This window comes from Nonomuraea sp. WAC 01424, assembly GCF_003947315.1.
Classification (GTDB): domain Bacteria; phylum Actinomycetota; class Actinomycetes; order Streptosporangiales; family Streptosporangiaceae; genus Nonomuraea; species Nonomuraea spiralis.
In genome coordinates, this window is the sequence record NZ_QHHZ01000001.1 from 1,101,537 (window position 1) to 1,107,536 (window position 6,000).

The 6,000-nt window shown below is 67.3% G+C and carries 5 protein-coding genes; 2 read left to right on the forward strand and 3 right to left on the reverse strand.

Annotated features, from left to right (window positions below; all coding sequences use genetic code 11):
- The first annotated feature begins 92 nt into the window (after positions 1-92).
- Positions 93-518, forward strand: a complete 426-nt coding sequence (locus DMB42_RS56305) for a MerR family transcriptional regulator (protein WP_125631064.1) — start codon at positions 93-95, stop codon at positions 516-518.
- Positions 519-785: 267 nt separating this feature from the next.
- Here the strand turns inward: DMB42_RS56305 and DMB42_RS05270 are convergent, their stop codons facing one another.
- Positions 786-1,418, reverse strand: coding sequence for a transposase (locus DMB42_RS05270; RefSeq protein ID WP_260477505.1), 633 nt, complete (start codon positions 1,416-1,418; stop codon positions 786-788).
- Between the two features lie 448 nt (positions 1,419-1,866).
- Positions 1,867-3,417 (reverse strand): alpha/beta fold hydrolase, encoded by a 1,551-nt coding sequence (locus DMB42_RS05275; protein ID WP_125631067.1) that lies wholly within the window; start codon positions 3,415-3,417, stop codon positions 1,867-1,869.
- A gap of 656 nt (positions 3,418-4,073) precedes the next feature.
- On the opposite strand from DMB42_RS05275, the gene DMB42_RS05280 reads away from it, so the two are divergent.
- Positions 4,074-4,844, forward strand: a complete 771-nt coding sequence (locus tag DMB42_RS05280; RefSeq protein ID WP_125631069.1) for a transposase family protein — start codon at positions 4,074-4,076, stop codon at positions 4,842-4,844.
- Positions 4,845-4,951: 107 nt separating this feature from the next.
- Here DMB42_RS05280 and DMB42_RS05285 read toward each other — a convergent pair whose 3' ends face one another.
- Positions 4,952-5,761, reverse strand: coding sequence for an endonuclease/exonuclease/phosphatase family protein (locus DMB42_RS05285; protein ID WP_125631071.1), 810 nt, complete (start codon positions 5,759-5,761; stop codon positions 4,952-4,954).
- Between the last annotated feature and the right edge of the window lie 239 nt (positions 5,762-6,000).

Sequence of the window (6,000 nt, forward strand, 5' to 3'; positions counted from 1 at the left end):
CAGCACGCAGGCAGGGCCGGTCGATGGTGTTAAACCTCTGGGCCCCGGCGCATCATGGCGCCGGGGCCCCTGTTCGCATTTGGGAAGGTTGAATGGATCAAACACCTCAGGCAACGGTCACCGCCTCAAGGCGGGAGCAGCCCCGCCCCACTGGCGCTCACCCGGCCGATGATCTGGCCCAGGCGGTCGAAGCAGCCGGCAGTCCCGGGCATCGGCTCGATGACGAGGACTATCCCGCCTACAGCATGGGCCGGGCCGCCGAAATCCTCGGCGTCACCCCGGCGTTCCTGCGCAGCCTCGGCGCCGCCAAGCTGATCGAGCCGCTACGCAGCGAGGGCGGCCACCGCCGCTTCTCCCGCTACCAGCTACGCCTGGCCGCCCGCGCCCGCGAACTCGTCGACGCCGGCACCCAGCTGGAAGCGGCCTGCCGCATCATCATCCTGGAAGACCAGCTCGCCGAGGCGCTGCGCATCAACGAAGAACTCCGCCAGCGCGAAGAACTCCGCCGGCGTCACTGACCGTTCCGGGCCCCCGGCCACGCCCGGGGGCATCAGGACAAGCCGCACCCGAAACACCAGGTAGCCACGACAAGTCAGCGACAGCCAGACCGGCGCGGCTCCGGCCGTTGAAGCTGACCGCCCTTCTCTGAGAAAGACGTCCCGTGACCGAGGACCACGGCTCCCTCGAGAGCTTCGCCGTCTCCATCGCTGTGCACCAGGACTACATCGTGGCGCGCGTGGCCGGCGAACTCGACTACCAGTTCGCCGGCCTGCTGCACCACCAGGTCAAAGATCCCTGGCAGGCGGCCGCCAGGAATCGACCCGCAGCTGATAGCGGTCGGCCCAACCGGGCACCTCCAGCACCTGTTGCACCCAGCCGGGCGCGGCCACCGCCAGCGCCTCCACTGCGGCCCGCACACATTCCCCGGCCAGCTCTACCCGGTTGACGTCCCGCACCGCAGAGATCACATCAGTGGAATCGGTACGCTGCCGGCCACCCGCCCCCAGCAGGCCTCGCTCCTGCAACGCCGCCAACAGCAGATCCAGCGGCGTCTCCTCCAACTCATGAGCGATCACCCGGGAACGGAACTCACTCAGCACACTGGCGTCAAACCCCGGGTCATCCAAGCTGAGGCCGAGCGCATACTTCCAGGTCAGATCAGTGGCGACCGCCTCGGCGGCCTGCCGGTCGGTAAGGTTGCCCACCCGCTGCAACACCGTGATCAACGCCAGGCGACCCGGTGACCAGCCCGGCCTGCCCTCCTTGCCGAAGGCTCCTGCGAACGCCTCATCGGCGAACACCTCGCCTAATTCATCACGCACCCGAACCGGCAACGGCACCTGCCTCTTGCCCCGGTAGATCGTCCGGATCGCCGCCACGACCTCCGGCGTCGGCTCCGGCCACGGCCTGGGCTGCATCGACACGGCTCCCTCTATCCATCCCGCAGCCAGGGCGGAGGCAACGGCTGCTCCCACGAACGTGATCAAGGACAGAAGCCATCAGATCACGAACCAGCCGACACCGCGCGAGTTAACCAGCAGGGTCCTTCAGGGTCACATGGGCTCCTGTGGTGAAGTCGCGGGGTACGCGAAGTGTGTCTCTGACGGCCGCCGGATTCCCCGATGATCTCCGAGGCCGCACTGCCGATCGTCGGCGAGTGACAGCGATTCGGTCTCCTCCCGGAGGGTGAGCCTGCGGCCTGAGGGAGGACTCGTTCCGTGCCGTAGGAGGACGGCACCGCGGCCTGCAACGATCGGTCTACTTTGGGCTGAGGACGCCATCGGGAGGAGGTCGCCTTCTCCGTCGGGCCGCCGTGGCCGATGGCGTTCAGGGCAAACGGACAGGAAGACGAGGCGACGCCGGAGGTCAGGCAGCGGGGCAGGAGGTTCCCTTGGCGGGGACCTTGCCGGTCACCATGTAGTCCTCGACGACGCCGATGACGCAGGGGCCACCGGCCGGGTAGGCAGCGTGCAGATCGCCTCCATAGGTGACCAGCACGCCGTTGGTGAGCTGCCTGGTCAGGCTCGCCGCCTCCTTGGTCGGCGCGGCCGTGTCCTTCTCCGAGCTGATCACCACGATCGGGGCCAGACCGGTGTGCCTGACCGTGCGGCCTTCCGGGTCGACGGGCACCGGCCACTGCGCGCAGGTGGGGATCAGGAAGGCGGTCGTCGGGCTGAGCTGGCCGAAGATCGGGGAGATGCGGGTCAACTCGGCCTCGATCCGGGGCAGGTCCCGTACGGCGGGCCGTTCGCGGTCACGGCAGTAGACCGCGCTGTTGTACGGAGCCGAGCCGAAGACCCCGAGGGACGGGTAGGCGCCGTCCTGGCGTCCGGTGATCGCGTCGGCCAGCTTCAGCAGCGGATCGCCATCACCCTTGATCGCCTGGGCGAGTCTGGCCTCCAGCTCCCGCCAGAACGGCTCTCCGCCGCCCGCGGCCTGCAGAGCGGTGATCGCCAGACTGGCGCCGAGAGGACGGTCGCCAACCTTGAGCGGCTTGCTCTTGAGTCGCTCGACCAGTCCCTCGATGGCGCCGTTGACCACCTTGGTGTCCTTGCCAAGGTCACAGCCCTTCTTCACGCACCAGGCCAGGAACCTCTCGTAGGCGAGCTGGGAGGTGCGGGTGAGCTGCTTCACCACCTCGACCAGTGACTGCCGGGGGTTCAGCCCAGCGTCCAGAACCATCCGGCCGACCCGCTGGGGATACAACGTGGCGTAGACGCCGCCGAGGACGCTGCCGAGGGACATGCCGTAGTAGTCGAGCCTGTCCTCGCCCAGCGCCGCGCGCAGCCGGTCCATGTCCCTGGCCGTGTCGCCCATACCCGCGTGCGGCAGTATCCCGCCGCTCCCCTTCTCACAGGCGCGGACGAAGTCGGCGGTCGCCTGCAGGAACGCCTTGCGGTCGTCCGGGTTCCTGACGCCCGGGTTGACGGCGAACAAGCGGTCGGCCACGGCACCCGAGCCGCAGACCAGCGGGGAGGTGCCGCCCGAGCCACGTGGGTCGAAGCTCACCAGATCGTAGTGTTCGCGCAGGGCCGCGTACTTCTGGTGGCTCGCCGCCAGGTTGATGACACCGTTGCCGCCACCGCCGAAGTTCATCACCAGCGAGCCGATCCGGGTACCGGTGGCCTTCGCCCTGATCACCGCGACGTCGATGGTCCCGGCTCTCGGGTCGCCGTAGTCGCGCGGTACGGCCACCTTGCCGCAGTCCAGGCCCGCGGGGGACACGGGCAGTCCGGCACACGCCTCCCAGGAGATCGCGGGTGCTACGGCGACCGTACCGGCGGTCGTGCCCGCGACGGCGGCGGTAGGCGCGATGGCATACGCGGGGGTGAAGGCGGAGCTCGCGACCAGAGCCATGGCGAGGGCCGCTCCGGTGAGCGCGCTAGGCAGGGATCGATGCAGGGATCTTCGCGTCATGCCGTCAACTATGGGCACCGCTCACGTGGCATGCCTCCTGCTGAGGAGGGAGCCCGCTTCTCCGCCGATTGGCCGCCGCTCCTCCTTCAACAGGTCGCCAGGTCAGCTGGCCCAAGCGGAATGCAGGTCGAGTTGGCGTACTCGGATCCGGTTCGGCATCGACGCGGCAGAGGCGGCCCTGATCCCGGAAGCCGCTCGGGTTGCAGCCGTCGCGGTCGGCGTCGGCCCCATGGCTGAGAGGGCTGCGCTGTAACTCTCACGTCGCTCGTCGGCTTTCGGCAGCGATGGCTGGTCCGCCGCGCAGTACGGCGGGAATGACCTCCATGGTCCACACCGTAAGCGAATCGACACCTCAGCCACAGGGTTCGGAGTCATCGCAAGCCAGGTGCTACTTCGCGGAAAATCTCTTCATTACTACGAATGCCACCTATTGCATCGAATGCGATTGGGCGACAGTTGGCAATTCTGCTGTGGGACGTTCTCCCGTCCGGGTCCTGAGCTGGGCAATCGAGGAACTGCAGTGAGCTGTTTTCATCCTCGGTGGGCACCTGCTGATCACAGCATGATCGCGAGTCCGGCGTTCGCCTGATGACGCGAAGAACCCCTGGTAGACGGGTGGATCACCACAATCAACGCCGTCACCACCAGGGGCTCGGATGCTTTTCTATCGTGCTGCCGTCGATTTGTCGCGCCCAACGCTGAACTACGTGGCCGGCATCATCCGCCGCCACCGCAAGGCCATCAGCTCCGTCTGGCGGCGGCTCAACACCGCCCAGCAGGCCCTGCTGATCCTGATCTACCTGCGCAAAGGCGAGACGTACAACGAGCTCGCCTCTGGGTTCGGCGTATCGGTGGCCACCGCCTGGCGGTACGTGGAAGAGACCGTAGCCCTGCTGCGCGCCCGCGCCCCCAAGCTTGACCGCGCCTTACGCAACGCCGCGCGAGACGGCCTGCACTACCTGGTGCTGGACGGCATGCTCATCCCCATCGACCGCGTGCGCGCCGACGGGCCGTACTACTCGGCCAAGCACCGCATGCATGGGATGAACATCCAGGTCATTGCCTCTCCAGACGGCACGATCATCTGGACCTCCGGCTCGCTGCCGGGCAGCACCCACGACCTGACCGCCGCCCGCATCTGGGCCGTCCTCCGCGCGCTGGCGCAGGCTGGCATGCTGCCCCTGGCCGACAAGGGCTACCAAGGCGCCGAAGACCCGGTGGCCACACCGTACAAGGGCCGCAACAAGCCCCTGTCACAAAAGGCGGCCAATCGCTCCTACGCCCGGCTCCGCGGGCCCGGGGAACGCGCTAACGCCCAGCTCAAAGGCTGGCGCATCCTCCGCAAGCTTCGCTGCTGCCCGCACAAGGCAGGACAGCTATGCAAGGCGATCGCCGTCCTGCAAAACTACGAGCTCACCCACGGATGAAAGGCCTCAGTGAGGGCGCATCCCAATTCGTCCCTGGCCGGTAAGATGGATGCGCAAATCCGCGTTTCGCTGGTAGGGCATGATGAACAACCTGGTGCTGGGCCAGCTCAACGTGGTGCAGGCGGCGTTGAGCCTGCTCTCACCCAGGCGTGCAGCGGGACGTGATCAGACCACGTGCTCCGGGCGTAATCGACGAAGCATTTCCGTACGCGGCCCTCGCCGGCGAACACGTAATCAATCTTCCGCTTGCGGGTCACGTAGGTCCAGCGCCGGCGCGGGTCGCATTCGTCGCGGCCCTTGTAGGCCGCGGCGGCGTCGCGCGGCACCAGGTTGAGGTCGCCACCGATCACACCCCGGCCGAGCTTGAACAGCTCGCGCAACTGGATGTGCCGGTAGGGCCTGCCCTTCTGCCTGTCGTCGTAGCTCGAGCCCGACGAGAAGTGCGCGGTGCAGAACGTCCGGTCGGCCGTGCAGACGGCGTACCTGCGGGCTCCCCACGGCGGCGAGGTCAGCGCGTGCACGACGAGGCCGGTGTCAGTTCCGGCCACGGCCAGGGTGACGCTCAGCACCCCGCGTGGCCTGCCGTTTCTGTCGGGCAGGCACTGGTACGGAGAACCGTCCGAATACATCAGCCCCGCCGACCGGACGCTCCAATTCCGGCCGGTACGGCGTTCGAGCTCGTGTTCCAGGTCGGCGTCGGCACCCGTGCAGAACTCCTGAAGGAAGACCACGTCCGCCTCGGTCGCCAGCACTGCCACGTGCCAGGCCAGCTCGGCGTTCGAGCGGCGGAAGAGCGCGCACCCGGCGTTGGTGCCCGCACAGACGTTCCACGTCATCACGTGGAGGAGAGGTGGCTGTGCCTGTACGGACAGGTTCGGTAACAACAGTCCGGCGATCACGAGCTGGCTGATCATCATCACCGAGATCCCTCCACACATGATCCGAGCCGTCAAAAGACCGCTCAACCGGCACATCTGGCAACCAGGAGCCTATTGGTCTTCATGGGGTCAGACCCGGGCGTACGAGCTGTGCGCCTGCCGATAATTCCATCCGCGCAGGTCAAGCGGCATGTGAGTATTCGTGGAGGATGCCGCCGAGCCGGTCTCGTCGGCGTATGCTCAGGTCCACAATCCGCTCGGGATCCGTGATCGGGTCA

What these genes read in the sequence shown, in the direction of transcription:
- DMB42_RS56305 (WP_125631064.1), top strand. Translation starts at nt 93, where the DNA reads ATGGATCAAACACCTCAGGCAACGGTCACCGCCTCAAGGCGGGAGCAG.
- DMB42_RS05280 (WP_125631069.1), top strand. Translation starts at nt 4,074, where the DNA reads ATGCTTTTCTATCGTGCTGCCGTCGATTTGTCGCGCCCAACGCTGAAC.
- DMB42_RS05285 (WP_125631071.1), bottom strand. Translation starts at nt 5,761, where the DNA reads ATGATGATCAGCCAGCTCGTGATCGCCGGACTGTTGTTACCGAACCTG.
- DMB42_RS05270 (WP_260477505.1), bottom strand. Translation starts at nt 1,418, where the DNA reads ATGCAGCCCAGGCCGTGGCCGGAGCCGACGCCGGAGGTCGTGGCGGCG.
- DMB42_RS05275 (WP_125631067.1), bottom strand. Translation starts at nt 3,417, where the DNA reads ATGACGCGAAGATCCCTGCATCGATCCCTGCCTAGCGCGCTCACCGGA.